Annotated in this window: 15 protein-coding genes; 10 read left to right on the plus strand and 5 right to left on the minus strand. The window is 69.7% G+C overall.

The genetic code is table 11. From position 1 onward, the window contains the following. Nucleotides 1-24 precede the first annotated feature (24 nt). The 6 genes from LQD00_RS16065 to LQD00_RS16090 all read left to right on the plus strand — a co-directional run bounded on the left by LQD00_RS16065 (nt 25) and on the right by LQD00_RS16090 (nt 4,584). Nucleotides 25-468 (plus strand): hypothetical protein, encoded by a 444-nt coding sequence (locus LQD00_RS16065; RefSeq protein WP_232718158.1) that lies wholly within the window; start codon nt 25-27, stop codon nt 466-468. Further along, entirely contained in the window at nt 468-905 is a 438-nt protein-coding gene (locus LQD00_RS16070; RefSeq protein WP_232718159.1) for an SRPBCC family protein, read from the plus strand. The genes LQD00_RS16065 and LQD00_RS16070 overlap by 1 nt, the downstream gene beginning before the upstream one ends. 20 nt (nt 906-925) lie before the next feature. Next, nucleotides 926-2,119: an ArsA family ATPase gene (locus tag LQD00_RS16075; RefSeq protein WP_232718160.1), complete on the plus strand. Its 1,194-nt coding sequence runs from the start codon at nt 926-928 to the stop codon at nt 2,117-2,119. 178 nt (nt 2,120-2,297) lie between these two features. Further along, nucleotides 2,298-2,732: a hypothetical protein gene (locus tag LQD00_RS16080; protein ID WP_232718161.1), complete on the plus strand. Its 435-nt coding sequence runs from the start codon at nt 2,298-2,300 to the stop codon at nt 2,730-2,732. Then, complete coding sequence (locus LQD00_RS16085) at nt 2,732-3,736, plus strand: ROK family protein (RefSeq protein WP_232718162.1); 1,005 nt, start codon at nt 2,732-2,734, stop codon at nt 3,734-3,736. Before LQD00_RS16080 ends, LQD00_RS16085 begins: the two co-directional genes overlap by 1 nt. Before the next feature lie 137 nt (nt 3,737-3,873). Then, nucleotides 3,874-4,584 (plus strand): lysophospholipid acyltransferase family protein, encoded by a 711-nt coding sequence (locus tag LQD00_RS16090; protein WP_232718199.1) that lies wholly within the window; start codon nt 3,874-3,876, stop codon nt 4,582-4,584. A gap of 334 nt (nt 4,585-4,918) precedes the next feature. On the opposite strand, the gene LQD00_RS16095 is transcribed toward LQD00_RS16090, so the two are convergent. Further along, nucleotides 4,919-6,511, minus strand: a complete 1,593-nt coding sequence (locus tag LQD00_RS16095) for a glycosyltransferase 87 family protein (RefSeq protein WP_308195990.1) — start codon at nt 6,509-6,511, stop codon at nt 4,919-4,921. A 136-nt stretch (nt 6,512-6,647) separates the two neighbouring features. On the opposite strand from LQD00_RS16095, the gene LQD00_RS16100 reads away from it, so the two are divergent. Both LQD00_RS16100 and LQD00_RS16105 read left to right on the plus strand, forming a co-directional pair. After that, nucleotides 6,648-7,142: a polyadenylate-specific 3'-exoribonuclease AS gene (locus LQD00_RS16100; RefSeq protein WP_232718164.1), complete on the plus strand. Its 495-nt coding sequence runs from the start codon at nt 6,648-6,650 to the stop codon at nt 7,140-7,142. A gap of 41 nt (nt 7,143-7,183) precedes the next feature. Next, nucleotides 7,184-8,581, plus strand: a complete 1,398-nt coding sequence (locus tag LQD00_RS16105) for a class II 3-deoxy-7-phosphoheptulonate synthase (protein ID WP_232718165.1) — start codon at nt 7,184-7,186, stop codon at nt 8,579-8,581. Nucleotides 8,582-8,848: 267 nt separating this feature from the next. On the opposite strand, the gene LQD00_RS16110 is transcribed toward LQD00_RS16105, so the two are convergent. Next, the gene (locus tag LQD00_RS16110; RefSeq protein ID WP_232718166.1) at nt 8,849-10,093 is read right to left on the minus strand and encodes a protein kinase domain-containing protein; all 1,245 of its coding nucleotides are present in this window, start codon (nt 10,091-10,093) and stop codon (nt 8,849-8,851) included. Between the two features lie 124 nt (nt 10,094-10,217). Here LQD00_RS16110 and LQD00_RS16115 point away from each other — a divergent pair, with 124 nt between their 5' ends. Beyond that, a complete protein-coding gene (locus LQD00_RS16115) occupies nt 10,218-10,583 on the plus strand; it encodes an Rv2175c family DNA-binding protein (protein WP_232718167.1) in 366 nt (121 codons plus the stop codon). On the opposite strand, the gene LQD00_RS16120 is transcribed toward LQD00_RS16115, so the two are convergent. Then, nucleotides 10,552-12,144 carry an alpha-(1->6)-mannopyranosyltransferase A gene (locus LQD00_RS16120; protein ID WP_232718168.1) on the minus strand — a complete coding sequence of 531 codons (1,593 nt, stop codon included), beginning with the start codon at nt 12,142-12,144 and terminating at the stop codon, nt 10,552-10,554. The genes LQD00_RS16115 and LQD00_RS16120 overlap by 32 nt on opposite strands. Further along, nucleotides 12,141-13,292 carry a polyprenyl synthetase family protein gene (locus LQD00_RS16125; RefSeq protein WP_232718169.1) on the minus strand — a complete coding sequence of 384 codons (1,152 nt, stop codon included), beginning with the start codon at nt 13,290-13,292 and terminating at the stop codon, nt 12,141-12,143. Before LQD00_RS16125 ends, LQD00_RS16120 begins: the two co-directional genes overlap by 4 nt. Before the next feature lie 11 nt (nt 13,293-13,303). On the opposite strand from LQD00_RS16125, the gene LQD00_RS16130 reads away from it, so the two are divergent. Continuing rightward, the gene (locus LQD00_RS16130) at nt 13,304-14,281 is read left to right on the plus strand and encodes a methylenetetrahydrofolate reductase (protein WP_232718170.1); all 978 of its coding nucleotides are present in this window, start codon (nt 13,304-13,306) and stop codon (nt 14,279-14,281) included. 22 nt (nt 14,282-14,303) lie between these two features. Here LQD00_RS16130 and LQD00_RS16135 read toward each other — a convergent pair whose 3' ends face one another. Further along, a complete protein-coding gene (locus LQD00_RS16135; RefSeq protein WP_232718171.1) occupies nt 14,304-15,191 on the minus strand; it encodes an LppM family (lipo)protein in 888 nt (295 codons plus the stop codon). Between the last annotated feature and the right edge of the window lie 57 nt (nt 15,192-15,248).

The raw sequence follows: 15,248 nt of genomic DNA on the forward strand, positions 1-15,248 counted from the left end.
ACTACCCTGCGCCGACGCGAGTATGTGAAGCTAGTGGGCGTGACGAGCATCCAGGTGGCCGACGAGGTTTTCGTCGCCGCGGCACCACGTCTGGCCGCTGCTGTGGTCGGCGACCCCGCCAACTGGCGGCGGTGGTGGCCCGACCTTCGTCTGGCGGTCAGTGAAGACCGTGCGGAGCAAGGGGTCCGGTGGCGTGTCGACGGACCGGTGGCCGGGACGATGGAGATCTGGAACGAAGCGGTCCTCGACGGCTTCGTCCTGCACTACTTCCTCCATGCGGAACCGACGCGGGCCCTGCCCGGTGAGCGCGGCGACGACCCGCGTGCCCGTGCAGATGCGCTGGCGGAGGAGAACAAACGGCGTCGGGTCGCGGGCAAGGACATGTCCTTCGAGGTGAAGCAGATTCTGGAGGCGGGCCGGCACGTGGGCGGTCCGGCTGCAGGTGCCGAGACCGCGGAGGCCGTGTGATGGCCGATCACACCGAACGCGACATCGTCATCGGCGCCGACGCCGAGGACATCCTCGCCGTCATCTCCGATTTCGAGCACTACCCGGACTGGGTCACCGCGGCGCGCGAGGTCGAGGTGCTGCGCACCGACGACGCCGGGCGCGCGCTCGAGGTGCGCTTCGTGCTCGACGCCGGTGTCCTGCGGGACACGTATGTGCTTGCCTACGAGTGGGAACCGGACGGGACCTCGGTCTCGTGGCGTCTGGTCTCGAGCGATCTGCAGAAGGATCAGCGTGGTCGGTACAGCCTCACTCAGCAGGTTCCCGGTTCGACCAAGGTCACCTATGAGCTCATGGTCGACCTGCAGGTGCCGATGATCGGACAGCTGAAACGCCGTGCGGAGAAGGCGATCACCGAGGCCGCACTGCACGACCTGAAGAAGAGGGTCGAAGGCTGATCGATCTCACCCCCATACATGTGGTGCTCGGTCCGGGAGGCTCCGGTGTCTCCGCTGTCGCCGCCGCGGCGGCCTCCCAGCGGCCCAGCACGCCTCGGGATTCTCGTCACGCCGTCACCCGGCCGGAGCAGCACACGCTGCTCATCACGGTCGACCGCTGGTCGCCGGTGCACGACTGGGCCCGGGTCTACCGGCAGCCCGGGGAGCCGGTGGCGGTCTCCAAGTTCCTCCACCTGCTGACCCTCGACCGCCTGGATCTGACCGAGCGGACCTGGTCGGCGTTCGTCGACGTCCTCGAGCACACCGCAGGTCGCAGCAAAGCTGTTCTCCCCGGGGTGGGAACGCTCTCCGGCATCGACGCCGCGGAGCTCACCTCGCTCCCGGGCCTCGACGACTTCCTGCTGCTGCGTCGCATCCGCGACGAGGCGACGAGCGGTCGGTGGCAACGGATCATCGTCGACTGCTCGGGATGTGGCGACCCGCTGCAGTTCCTGCGCGGGGGATCGGTGCTGAGCCAGGCGCTCAACCGCTTCTGGCCACGGCATCGGCGCCTCGCAACGGCGTCCGAGCGGCCGGTGATGGCCCCGCTGACCGCCGCCGTCGACGCCATCGATCGCGACTGTGCCGATGTCGCCGAGCTGTTCTCCGACGCGCACGCGGTGGCTGTCCACCTTGTCCTCGGTGCCGACGACCGTGCCCGCCGCCTCGCGGAGCACTATGTCGCCGGTGCCGACGTCATGGGACTGCCGCTGGCGTCGGTCCAGGTGAACCGTGGGGTGGGCGCGGAGTCCCCGGACGAACTCGCCGCACATGTCGAGGGGTTGCTCGACGATCCCGGCGGCAACCGCGGTGTGCGGGTGGCCCTGGTGGACCGGTCCGCGGACACGATCGATCGCATGGCACGGCTGCGCAAGCTCGCGGTCCGGCTGCCCGATCCACACGGCATCGCGCGCGGTTCGGCCGCGTCGGCCGTGGAGACCGTGCCCGGCACGGAGACCGCATTCCGGTTGTCGTGGCCGCAGCGCCTGCCCGAACCCGATTCGCTGGCCCTCGGACGCAGTGGCGACGACCTCCTGGTGACGATCTCCGGCTTCCGCCACCCGGTGCGCCTGCCGTCGGTGTTGCGCCGGTGCACCGTTGTCGACGCGGAGTGGGAGGACGGGCGGCTGATCGTCGGCTTCGTACCCGACCCCGCCGTCTGGCCGCGCCGGTAATCGGCCTCGCGCGGCCACCGGGTACGTTCGAAGACCGCCCGGCTCGTGGAGACCACGGACTCGTGGATCACACGGTCGGCGGCCACACGGTACGGTGCTGGGACGCCCGTCCACCTATGGTGGCGGGAGCCAGCGGCATGAGGCCTCCGGGTATCAGCGGCGAGGGGAGAGAACGCGAATGGGCACGGACGAGGGGACGTCACAGGGTGACGGGCCCGGTCGTGACGACCGCGGTGCTGCGCAGGGCGACCCGGTCCGGGACCTGCTGCTCGGACTGGCCAATCAGATCGACGCGCTGGCGGCCCTCTTCGCAGGTGGCCGGCAGGAAGCGACCGCCGCGGCCTCCGGCTATGCCGCCGCGTTCGGCACCGACGGCCCCGTCGGCCACGCACTGGCGGGCGCATCGGGCGAGATCAGTTCGCTGCTGAGCGAGATCGGCGACCTCGTCGCCCGGCTCCTCGCAGCGGTCATCGCCGTCCTCGAGGCCATCGCCGAGGCGTTGCGGTCCGCGCCCAGCACGGTTTCCGAACCCCGGCACTACGAGCCGATCGCGGTCCGGATCAACAGTTCCCGACGCTCCGACGCACACACCGGGTCCGACGAGGAGCAGTGATGGGTGAGCTGACGATCGGCATCGACATCGGCGGCACGAGCGTGCGGGCATCGGTGGTCGACGACCGCGGCACGATGCTCGACACCCTGCGCGCCCAGACCCCGTCGACCGTCGAGGCCCTCGAACACTGTCTGGACCGCCTCGTCGGCGAACTGACCTCGCGCTGGGACGCGAAGGCCGTCGGGCTCGCGATCGCCGGCTTCCTCACCACCGACCGCAGCATCGTCCGGTTCGCACCTCATCTGCCGTGGCGTGAGGCCCCGGTGGCCGAGGACATGACCCGACGCGTCGGAATCCCGGTGTTCGCCGAACACGACGCCAACGCGGCCGCAGTCGCGGAGGTCCGGTTCGGAGCCGCCGCCCGCGGACACAACACGGTGGTGCTGGCCATCGGGACCGGCATCGGCGCGGGCTTTGTCATCGACGGCGAGATCTACCGCGGGAGCTACGGCGTCGCGCCGGAACTCGGGCACCTCACGATCGTCCCCAACGGGCGCGCCTGCGCCTGCGGGAAACGCGGCTGCTGGGAACGCTATTGCAGCGGAACGGCATTGGTCGACACCGTGGTCGAATTGCTGGCCGACGGTGCACCCCTCAACGGCGACTGGGGACGCAGTCAGCTCGCCGCCGACGTGGCCGCCGACCCCGGTTCGCTCACCGGACGCCGGGTCGCCGGTGCGGCCGCCGACGGTGACGCCGTGGCCCTGGCGGCGTTCGCCCGGTTCGCGACGTCCCTGGGGCAGGGGCTGGCGATGATCGCCGACATCTTCGACCCCGACCTGATCGTCCTGGCCGGTGGCGTCGGCGCGGCGTCGGGCCTGTTCCTCGACGAGGCCCGCGAACACTACGCCCGACAGGTCACCGGTGCCGGCCACCGCCAGCTGGCCCGCATCCGCGGCACCCAGCTCGGCGAGACGGCCGGTGTCGTCGGAGCGGCCGAGGTTGCGCGCCAAGGGCTTCGGGCCGCGGCGAGTCAGTCATCGCCGCCGTCGGTCGCCCGCTGACGAAACCGGGACATTCGGTACGGTCCGACGCAGGTATGGTCTTGATGTCGGGGCCGAGAGGTGAGTGGTTCCGGCAGTGGGGGTCCGATGTCGACAGCGACATCGGGTCGAGTAAGTGGCGCGGCGAGGAGAGTCTCATGTGGTACTGGGCGTTCAAGTACATCTTCCTGGGACCGTTCCTCCGCGTCCTCGGGCGCCCGACCATCGAAGGTCATGAGAACATCCCGACCGACGGGCCCGCGATCCTCGCCAGCAACCACCTGGCCGTCATGGACAGCTTCTTCCTGCCGCTGATGGTCGACCGCCGCATCTACTTCCTCGCCAAGAGCGAGTACTTCACCGGCACCGGACTCAAGGGCGCCTTCCAGCGCTGGTTCTTCACAGCTGTCGGACAGATCCCCATCGACCGATCGGGCGCTGCCGCCGCCGAGGGCGCTTTGACCGCTGCCCGCCGCCAGCTCGACAACGGCAAACTGATGGGCATGTACCCGGAGGGCACCCGCTCACCCGACGGCCGCCTGTACAAGGGCAAGACCGGTCTCGCGCGCCTGGCGATGGACACCGGTGTGCCGGTCATCCCGGTCGCCATGATCGACACCCACAAGTTCAACCCGCCCGGGTCGATCCTCCCGCGCCCAACCAAGGTCACCGTCCGCATCGGCAAGCCCCTCGACTTCTCCCGCTACGAGGGCATGGAGGGCAACCGCTACATCGAGCGTGCCGTCACCGACGAGATCATGTACGAGCTCATGCAGCTCTCCGGCCAGCAGTACGTCGACGTCTACGCCGCAAGCCTCAAGAACAAGGCTCCCGAGGTCGAGTCGCCGGCGACCGACGCTGCTGCTTGATTCGCCGAACGACACCTGACTACCGGTCGACATCAACCCGACCCGCAGACTTCGATCGACGTCTACCGGTCGAGTTGAGGTTCGGCAGTCGGGATCTGGGCGCTTCTCAGGGAGCGGACCCGTTCGACCCTCACGACGGCCGGTTCACCGGCCGCGGGTACTTCGGGTGCGAGTGAAGCCAGGCTCTGCTCCCTGAGGGGCGAGCGAAGCGAGCCACGAAGGGATGGCGACGCAGCTCACCAGGACTTCGTGGCTCGTCGCTTGCGCTCCTCGCACCTCAGCCAGCAGTGGGGACCTCGGCAGCAATGAACCCGAGCCCGGCGCCGGAGAAGCTCTAACCCGCTTCGCCGACCCTCGCCTCGTCGAGGATGATGCACAGTTCGGGAATCCAGTCGCGATCGGCGGGGACGACGTCGTCGAGGTCCAGGCTCCGGAGGTCGTCGGCGGTGAACCACTGCAGATCGAGGTGTTCCAGTGCGGCCGGGGTACCGGCGCGGAGACGTGCGCGGTAGGCGTGCAGGACGAGACCGTTGGGCAGCGTCACCGGCTTGCCCACGGCGTCGCTCGCCTCCACCTCGGCGCCGAGTTCCTCACGGATCTCCCGGACGAGTGCGGCGGCATGGGTTTCGCCGGCTTCGACCCGTCCGCCGGGGAGTTCCCACTTGCCGGCGAGTTCGACCGGATGGGCGCGCTGGGCGAGCAGCACCCGGCCGGCGTCGACGACGGCCGCGGCGACGACGTCCTTCGGGCGGTCGTCGGGCACATCGGCGCCGCGCGCGGAGCGGGTGGCGATCATCCAGCCCATCGTCGCGAAGGTGGCGATCGTCCAGGCCGCGCCGAGCACGGCCTCGACGGCGGCAGGGGGCACGGGGCCGTACTCGATGAGGACGCGCAGGACCCATGGGATGCCGAGCCCGGCGACCACGAGCCACATACCGAGGATCGCGCGGGCGCCGGGGCGTCGTGCGCCGGCCCCGTGGACCAGCCAGACACCCAGCGGGACGACCCAGACCCAGTGGTGGACCCAGGAGATCGGCGAGATCAGCAGCCCGAAGAACTGCACGACGAGCAAGACGCCCAGTGCGTCGGAGACCGCGCGCCAGGTGAACACGACGACGACGGTGGAGACCACGACGCCGACGAACCAGATCCAGCCGGTGCCGACGTCGAAGCCGACGAACCGCGACAGTGTTCCGCGCAGACTCTGGTTGATGACCGCCTCCACGGGACCGATTCGTTCCGCGTCGCCGAAGAGGGTCCCGTAGTAGGTCCGGGTGACCTCCGGGAAGAGCAGCAGGCAGCCAAGGACTGTGAGGACGAAGGCGAACGCCGCCGACAGCGCGCCCCAGGGTTTGCGGACAGCGAGGTACCAGAGGCCGGTGATGGCCGGGGTGAGCTTGATGCCGGCCATCAGACCGATTAGCGCGCCGCCCGCGAGCACGCCGCGTTCGTTCGGCGACCCGTCGGCGCGGCGGGCCCACGAGATCGCCAGCAGGGTGCCCAACATGAGGAAGACGTTGATCTGGCCGTAGTCCAGGGTCACCCGGACCGGTTCGCACCAGATCGCCGGTGCGGTCCACAGCGCGGCGAGCGCGTGAACGTCGGTGGTGCGGCCGCACAGCCGCAGCGAAAGGACCACACACGCGTAGAGCGCGGCGAAGGTCGCGAGCTGCCAGCCGATCGCCACGACGTCCCACGGGATCAGCGACAGAGGATAGAGGACCACCGCCGCGAACGGCGGATAGGTGAAGGGGAGCGCGAAGTCGGTCTCACCGGAATAGGTGAACAAATAGAGCGACCCGTCGGCGAGACCCGCCGAACCGTCGCGGTAAACGTGCAGGTCCACGAAGTTCCTGCCGTTCACGGTCAGCGTGTCCCAGACGAGCCGCGCGATGATCGACGCCGCCAGGAAAGCGGTCGCCAGCACAGACCTGGAGCGCACGAATTACCAGGGTAGCCAGCAAAGGACGGCAATGGCCAAACGTGCGTCACCCCGGCGCGTGGGCGGAACGGGTCGAGGGAGTCCGGGGAGTGCGCGATCGGCGTATGTGAATACTGTCCCCATGCGGTTCTTCTACGACTCGGAGTTCATCGAGGACGGAAACACCATCGAGCTGGTCTCGATCGGGGTCGTCGGCGAGGACGGCCGTGAGTTCTATGCGGTGTCCACCGAGTTCGACCCCGGCCGCGCCGGTGACTGGGTCCGGGCCAACGTGTTGCCCAAGCTGCCGTCGCCGTCGTCGCCGGTCTGGAAGGACCGTCGCCGGATCCGCGAGGACCTCCTCGAGTTCCTCACCGCGGACGGGACCGACATCGAGCTGTGGGCGTGGATCGGCGCGTACGACCACGTGGTCATGTGCCAGATGTGGGGTCCGATGACCGCGCTGCCCCGTCCGATCCCGCGTTTCACCCGGGAACTCCGCCAGCACTGGGAGGCCGCCGGGCGTCCCCCGCTCCCGCCGGCGCCGTCCGACGCCCACGACGCACTGAGCGATGCACGGCACAACCTGCGCCGGTGGGAGGCGATCGAGAAGGCCCGTCTGGACTCGCGTGGCTGACCCGGCGTAAGTCGCGGGGGAGTCTGCTTTACGCTGGACCAGTGGTGAACTGGACCGTAGACGTTCCTATCGACGAACTCCCCGAACTGCCGCCGCTGCCCGGTGGGCTCCAGGAGCGTTTCGACGACGCGATGAGCCGCCCCGCGCTGCAACAGCCGAGCTGGCCCGCCGAGGAAGCACGCAAGATCCGCACCGTCCTGGAGTCGGTGCCACCGATCTGCATGCCCGCCGAGGTGCAGTCGCTGTCGGCGCAGCTGGCCGACGTGGCCGAGGGCCGCGCCTTCCTGCTGCAGGGCGGTGACTGCGCGGAGACCTTCGCCGACAACACCGAACCCCACATCAAGGCGAACATCCGCACCCTGCTGCAGATGGCCGTCGTCCTCACCTACGGCGCGAGCATGCCGGTGGTCAAGGTCGCACGTATCGCCGGTCAGTACGCGAAGCCGCGGTCGTCGAATGTCGACGCCCTCGGTCTGCCGTCGTACCGCGGTGACATGGTCAACGGTTTCCCGGCCGACGAGGCCGTGCGTCAGCACGATCCGTCGCGTCTGGTGCGCGCATACGCGAACGCCGCCGCCGCCATGAACCTGGTCCGGGCGCTGACCCAGGCCGAGGCCGACCTGCACCGCGTCCACGACTGGAACCGCGAGTTCGTGCGGACGTCGCCTGCGGGCGCCCGCTACGAGGCCCTGGCCTCCGAGATCGACCGCGGCCTACGGTTCATGGACGCCTGCGGCGTCACCGACTCGAGTCTTCACTCGGCGTCGATCTTCGCCTCGCACGAAGCGCTCGTCCTCGACTACGAGCGCGCCATGCTGCGTCTCGCCGACGCCCCGGACAAGGAGTCGCAGGAGAAGGTCCTCTACGACCTGTCCGCGCACTTCCTGTGGATCGGTGAGCGCACCCGTCAGCTCGACGGCGCGCACATCGCCTTCGCCGAACTGATCAGCAACCCGATCGGTGTGAAGATCGGCCCGACGACGACGCCCGAGCAGGCCGTCGAATACGTCGAGCGTCTCGACCCGCACAACGTTCCCGGCCGGCTGACCCTCGTCGCCCGCATGGGCAACGGCAAGGTACGCGAGGTGCTCCCGGCGATCGTCGCCGCCGTCGAGGCGACCGGCCACAAGGTCATCTGGCAATGCGACCCCATGCACGGCAACACCCACGAGGCGTCGACCGGCTTCAAGACGCGTCACTTCGACCGCATCGTCGACGAGGTGCAGGGCTTCTTCGAGGTCCACCGCGCACTCGGCAGCCATCCCGGTGGCGTGCACGTCGAGCTGACCGGTGAAGACGTCACTGAATGTCTCGGTGGCGCACAGGAGATCTCGGACCTCGACCTCGCCGGCCGCTACGAGACCGCCTGCGACCCGCGCCTCAACACCCAGCAGTCGCTGGAGCTGGCGTTCCTCGTGGCGGAGATGCTGCGCGGCTGACGGTTCGGCCTGGCGGCGAGGTGGTTTCGATACGCCTCGTCGCAGGCTCCTCGGCTACTCAACCAGCGATGGGGGTCGCCTCGTCGCAGGCTCCTCGGCTACTCAACCAGCGATGGGGGTCGCCTCGTCGCAGGCTCCTCGGCTACTCGACCAGCGATGGGGTGCGCCTCGTCGCAGGCTCCTCGGTTACTCGACCAGCGATGGGGTGCGCCTCGTCGCAGGCTCCTCGGTTACTCGACCAGCAGCGCTCTGCCGTCCGTGTCGAGGTCAGCCGATCGTGAGATAGGTGCTGCCGACCCAGAACCCGGCAGCGCCGAGACCCACGGCGATCACCAGCACCAACAGAATCCACACGACCGCGCCGAGGCGCCCGCCCCCGATGAGTTCGGGTTCGAGCGGGTCCTGGTCGTGCGCATCGACGGCGTCTCGGCGACGGGGAACCGGTCGGTCCTCGCGCCCGCGTGCCGCCGCGCGACCGTCCGCGTCACCGGCCCCGGCGACCGGGCGGATCGGTGCCGCGGGGGAATCCGGCGTCGACGATCCCGGTTCGTACGGTCCCGGTGCCGACTGGACGCGGGTGTCGTGGCCGACCGGCCCGGCTGCGCGGTAGCGCGACTTCATCTCTCGCTCCCGGGACCGCTTCGGTGCGGGCACCGTGAACGGCGGGAGGTCGAGGTCGTCGGCGACCGCGAGCAGCGCGTGCTGCATCTCGAAGCCGTCGGCGAATCGGTCGGCCGGATTGCGTTCGGTCGCGCGCAGCACGATCTCGTCGAACTCCGTAGGGACACCGGCGATCACGTCGCCCGGCGCGGGAACGTCGTAGGTGAGCCGCTGGTAGGCCAGCGACAGCGGTGAGTCGCCGTGGAAAGGTGTTCGGCCGGTGAGCAATTCGAACATCATCACGCCCATGGAGTAGACGTCGCTGCGGGCGTCGGCGTGGGTGGACTCGACCTGCTCGGGGGAGAGGTAGGCGGCGGTACCGAGGATGACGCTGGCCGAGGTGACCCCGGCCTCGGCGACGGCGCGTACGAGTCCGAAGTCGGCGACCTTGACCTCCCCGGCGTCGGAGATCAGCACGTTCTCGGGTTTGACGTCGCGGTGGACCAGGCCTGCCGCGTGCGCGGTCCCGAGGCCGCCGAGCACGGGTTCGGCGACGGCAACCACCGCGTGGGGCGGCATCGGGCCCCGTTCGCGGAGGAGTTCACGCAGGCTGCCGCCGTCGACGAGTTCCATGACCAGGAAGGCGATGCCGTTGTCGATGCCCTGGTCGTAGACCGCGACGAGACCGGGGTGCTTGAGGCCGGCGACCGCCCGCGCCTCGAACTCGAAGCGGCGCAGGAACTGCGGGTCACCCGAGTACCGGGAGTCCATCACCTTGACCGCGACCTCGCGCCCGAGCCGGAGGTCGACACCGAGGTAGACCGCCGACATGCCACCCCTCGCGATGGGTGCGTCGATGCGGTACCGGTCCTCGAGGACGGTCCCGAGCATCGGGTCGACGGGGGCGTTCACCCCGCTGAATCTACCTGCAGGACCACGCCGTCGGGGTCATCGGCGCGTGTGACCCGCCCCCGGTGTCGGGCGCGCGGAGATCGGCGGTTTCATCGTGCCCGCCTCTACCGCTACGCTTCTTTCCGTGGGTTCCATTCCGTTGTCGCCTGACACCCTGTCCGCTGATGTCGAGATGCTGTCGGTCGACGAGGTCGCCGACCGGCTCGCGGTGTCCACCAACCGGGTGCGCACACTCATCCGCGACCACAATCTGCTCGCCGTCTCCCGCGGTGGGCATCCGGTCATCCCGGCGGTCTTCTTCGACGACGAGGGCGTGGTCAAACACTTCTACGGTCTGGTCGGGGTCCTGCTCGACGGCGGTTACACCCGCGACGAGGCGATGATCTGGTTGTTCACCGTGCAGGAAGACCTCGACCTCCACCCGGCCGCGGCGCTGCACACCGACTCCGCCCGCGAGGTCATCCGCCGGGCGCAGGCTCAGGCTTTCTGACCTCGTCCTCGCCGGCCGCCGGGTGCTCCGGTGTGCCCGTACGTTCCGAGGCCCAGGCCCATCGTCCGAAGCGGCCGAGCCGCAACGGGTCCGGACGTAGCAGCGACCAGGCGGCGAGTCCCGCGAGCAGGAACGCCAGCGTGAGCTCGACGGGCTTGTAGAAGACGATCGCATCGTCGGGCTGGAAGACGATGAGCATGAACGTCGACGCCCCGACCACGGTCGCGCGCGCCCACGGCGGAAGAGTGAACGCCACCGCGATCGCCAGCGCCCACGTGTAGTACCAGGGGAGCGTGGACGGTTCGAGCAGGAGCACGGCCAGCATCGCCCACGCCATCCCGGCAACCGCATCCCTCTCGTCGCGCCGGTGACGCCACCACAGCGCGACAAGCGTGACCGCGAGGACCACCGACCCGATCGCACGCGTGATCTCCAGCACCGGTTGCAGATTCAGAGCGGCGAACGGTGCGGCGACCAGCGTGACGACATGGGCGACGAAGGTCGGGATCGTGAACCAGTTGATGATCACGTCGGCCCAGCCCAGTCCCGTCAGCCAGCCGAACCCGAGGCCCACCAGCAGGGTCCACAGTCCGAACACCGCGACCGAGATGCCGACGATCGCGGCGAAGACGCCGACGACATCGCGGGCGGTCACCGGCCGGCGGGACCGTATGTGGGACAGCCAGATCCACAGCACGAACGGAACGGCTATCCCGGCGGTGATCTTGATCGACACCGCGAGCGCGAGGACCGCGGTGCCGGCGACCTGACGTCCGGTCACGACCAGGACGACACCGGTGGTCAGCACGCCGGCCATCAGGAGTTCGACGTGGGGTCCCGCGACGAGGTGGATGAGGACCATCGGGTTGAACAGCGCCAGCCACAGTCCCGCCTGCGGTGAGGCGCCGAAATGCCGTGCGAGCCGTGGGATCGCCCACAAGGACAAGAAGAGTCCGGGTAGGAGGACGAGTCGTACGGCGAGGATGCCCGCGACGGCGTGGTCGCCGGTGACCTCGGTGACGACCCGCAGCAGACCCATGGTGAACGGCCCGTACGGCGCGGTGGTGGTGGCCCAGACCGTCGCCATGCTGTCGACGAGCGGACCCGGGTGGTGGGCCGGGCCGTCGGCGTAGGGGTTGAACCCGGCGCCGAAAACCGCCCCCTGCGCGAGGTAGGCGTAGACGTCGCGGCTGTAGACCGGCACCGCCACGAGCAGCGGTGCCGCCCAGACGAGCAGCCACCGCTGCAGGGTCCGGACGGACGGGGAGCCCGTGGCACCCCGGGCGATCCGACGCCCGAGTCGGACCCAGGCGAACACCATGGAGAAGACGCCGAGCCAGAAGAAGATGCCGAAGAGGTTCTTGCCGTGACCGTAGGTGATCCAGCTGAGTCCCAGGTCGGCGAGTGTCGTGGTGTTGCGGGGCGGGTCGCCGACGCCGAAACTGCCCACGCAGACCAGGATCGCGCCGATCGCGCCGATGATCAGATCGCCGCGTGCGGTCCGGTCACGGACGCCCGTGTGTGCGGGCGTCGGGGTCGATGCCTTCACGCCGGAGTTCACGCCTCGCGATGAGCGGTCCGGTGGGCGACCGCAGTGAGTTCGCTGCGGATGTCGTCGCCGATGTCGGCGGTGTCGAGTGCACCGAGAGCGGCGCCGAGGAGATCGTCGATCTGCTCCTCCATCTCGGCGACCGCTCCCACGTCGACGAGAAGCCCTCGCGCGGAGCCCAGTTCGTTCTCGTCGAGTGGGCGTCCGATGAAGTCCCGCAAACGGTTCCCGAGAGCGGGGTCGGAGTCGTCGGCGCGACGCAGGGCGGTGGCCAGCAGGGCGGTGCGCTTACCCGAGACCAGGTCGTCACCCGAGGGTTTACCCGTCCGCTCGGGGTTGCCGAAGACGCCGAGCTGGTCGTCGCGCAGCTGGAACGCGATACCGAGGTCGTGCCCGATCTTCCGCAGCGTCGCGACCAGATCCTCCGACGCACCTGCGAGACGTGCGCCGAGCTCGAGCGGGCGGGCCACCGTGTAGGCGGCGGTCTTGAACTCCATCACGCGATACGCGGCGGCGGCCGAGTCGTCGCCGCTCGCCTCGTTGACGATGTCGAGGAACTGGCCGCCGAGCACCTCGGTGCGCATCGCCGCCCAGGTCGCGCCGACGGCGGGCGGGAGCGCCCGGTACTCGACGGTGCCCGCCGTAACCCCCGGCCGATGATCGTGCACGAGGTCGTCGGCCCACGCGAGCGCGAGGTCGCCGGCCAGGATCGCGGCGGCCACCCCGTGGTCGGCGGCGTCGCCGGCCCAGGAGGCGGCGGCATGGCGCGACTGGAAGACACGATGCAGCGTCGGGTGCCCGCGCCGGGTGTCGGACTGATCGATGATGTCGTCGTGGATGAGGGCGCACGCCTGCACGAGTTCGAGGGCCGCGCCCACCCGCAGCGCGTCGCGGGCCTCACGACCGACGTTCGACGCCGGATCGGCCTCGGCGCGACCCGATTCGGTCATGCCGCACCGCCATCCGGCGAAGGCGAAGACCGGCCGGATGCGCTTGCCGCCCTGCAGGACGAAGTCCCGGACCAGTTCGGCCGCGGTGCCGACAACCGGGGCGATCTCGGTCGCGGCGGGCACCGCGACGTCGAAGAAACTGCGCAATTCGGTCTCGACGGCCGCCGGGACCGCATCGAGCGAGGTCGGCGTGGGGGAGGCGGAGGTCACCCTGCCAGGCTATGCGAATCGCTCTCTACACTGTTCGGGTGACCCCAATCGCTCCGGCACCCTCGATCGTCGAACGCCTGTCCGCCCCGCACCGTGGACCGGTGCCGTTCTCTGTCGAGTTCATGCCGCCGCGCGACGCCGAAGGCGAGGCCCGCCTGTGGCGCGCGGTGCGGATCTTCGAGCGGTTGTCCCCGGCCTTCGTGTCGATGACCTACGGCGCAGGCGGTTCGACGCGCGACCGCACGGTCCGCATCACCGGCGAACTCGCCGCCCAGACCACGCTGCTCCCGGTGGCGCACCTGACCGCGGTCAACCACAGCATCGCCGAGCTGCGGGCGCTCGTCGGCGCGTACGCCGATCAGGGCATCGCCAACATCCTCGCGCTGCGCGGCGACCCGCCGGGCGATCCGCTCGGGGAGTGGATCGCCCATCCCGAGGGCGTCGAGTACGCCGAGGAGCTGGTCCACCTGATCGACACCCTCGGCGACTTCCACGTCGGCGTGGCGTCGTTCCCGGAGGGCCACCACCGTGCCCCCGACCTCGAGCACGACACCCGCAACCTGGTGAACAAGCTGCGCGCGGGCGCCGAGTACTCGATCACCCAGATGTTCTTCGACGTCGAGGACTACCTCCGACTCCGCGACCGGGTGCAGGCCGCCGACCCCGAGCAGGGTGCCAAGCCGATCATCCCGGGCATCATGCCGGTGACCTCGCTGGCCAGCATCAAGCGCATGGCCGAACTGTCCGGTTCGGTGATCCCGCCCACGGTGATCGAGCGGTTCACCAAGGCCGCCGGTGACGGTCCCGAGGAGGATCGTGCGTCGGTTCGCGCCGTCGGCATCGACTTCGCCACCGAGACCGCGGAACGGCTCATCGCCGAGGGCGCACCGTGCCTGCATTTCTGCAGCCTCAACTTCGCCAAGGCGACCTCAGAGGTGCTCGGCCGCCTCGGTGTGGACGTCGACGCCGCGCTGCACGTCCCCGCCTGACGCGCCGGTCGGTCGCGGCTTCCTAACTGTTCTCGGTCGCCTTCGCGGCCTTCGGGTCGGCGGCCGCCGAGAGGCCCTCACCCGACAGGGTCGACGGCGCGGTGTTGGTGGCGACCGGTCGTCCCGGGCGCGGGCCGCGGTACCGCTTCGCGTAGGCGATCCGCGCGATGACCAGCACCGCGATCAGGCACACGATGGCGACGAACCAGGACCAGCTGCTGACCGCGGCGGTCGCGGGGTCCGGGTAGGTGGCGTCGGCGGTGAAGTCCGACGGCTCGCCCGGAGCCGGGGTCCAGGTGACCGTCGACTCGCCGACCTGGTCACCGTTGGTCGCCGTCACCGGCCCGCCGAAGGTGACCGTCAGCTGGACGAAGTCGCGACCCGGGATGAGCTCGGACAGGTCGGTGTCACCGCGGAATCGGACCACCTCGCCGCTGCGCTTGGCGGTGAGGTCCATCGTCAGCGAGGTCTCGCCGTAGGCGTCGGCGATGATGTCGCCGAGCTGGCCGAACTGGCCAGCGGTGAGATCGGAGAAACTCGCGCGGCTGCCCACGCGGGTGACGGCCTCCTCGGGCTTGTCGCCCCCGGCACCCTTGTCGTCACCGTCGGCGGAGTCCGACTCCTCCTCGGGCGTCTCCTTGTACTCGGTCACCGAGACCTGCCCCATCATCGACTCGGGGAGATCCAGCTGCGGGGCGCCACGGGGATTGTCCGGGGACGTCGCGACGATGACACTGCCCGAATACCGATCGCCCACCGTCGTCGAACGCTCCAGACAGCCGGCCATCAGCGGCGACAGGAGGAGAGCCACGATAGCCACCGCCACCGGCATCAGCCGGCGGTGTCGGGACTGACCGCGGGAGGACTTCGGTGCACCCTGCTCGGGATTCGACAATCGCACGCTGCTCATCGTGCCAGACACTCAGCCGAACACCTGTCTCCGACGCTCAGCGAACACACGTCTCCG

Origin of the sequence: Gordonia metallireducens, assembly GCF_021245825.1 — a bacterium.
GTDB classification, from domain to species: domain Bacteria; phylum Actinomycetota; class Actinomycetes; order Mycobacteriales; family Mycobacteriaceae; genus Gordonia; species Gordonia namibiensis.

What these genes read in the sequence shown, in the direction of transcription:
- LQD00_RS16070 (WP_232718159.1), top strand. Translation starts at nt 468, where the DNA reads ATGGCCGATCACACCGAACGCGACATCGTCATCGGCGCCGACGCCGAG.
- LQD00_RS16080 (WP_232718161.1), top strand. Translation starts at nt 2,298, where the DNA reads ATGGGCACGGACGAGGGGACGTCACAGGGTGACGGGCCCGGTCGTGAC.
- LQD00_RS16085 (WP_232718162.1), top strand. Translation starts at nt 2,732, where the DNA reads ATGGGTGAGCTGACGATCGGCATCGACATCGGCGGCACGAGCGTGCGG.
- LQD00_RS16090 (WP_232718199.1), top strand. Translation starts at nt 3,874, where the DNA reads ATGTGGTACTGGGCGTTCAAGTACATCTTCCTGGGACCGTTCCTCCGC.
- LQD00_RS16100 (WP_232718164.1), top strand. Translation starts at nt 6,648, where the DNA reads ATGCGGTTCTTCTACGACTCGGAGTTCATCGAGGACGGAAACACCATC.
- LQD00_RS16130 (WP_232718170.1), top strand. Translation starts at nt 13,304, where the DNA reads ATGCGAATCGCTCTCTACACTGTTCGGGTGACCCCAATCGCTCCGGCA.
- LQD00_RS16135 (WP_232718171.1), bottom strand. Translation starts at nt 15,191, where the DNA reads ATGAGCAGCGTGCGATTGTCGAATCCCGAGCAGGGTGCACCGAAGTCC.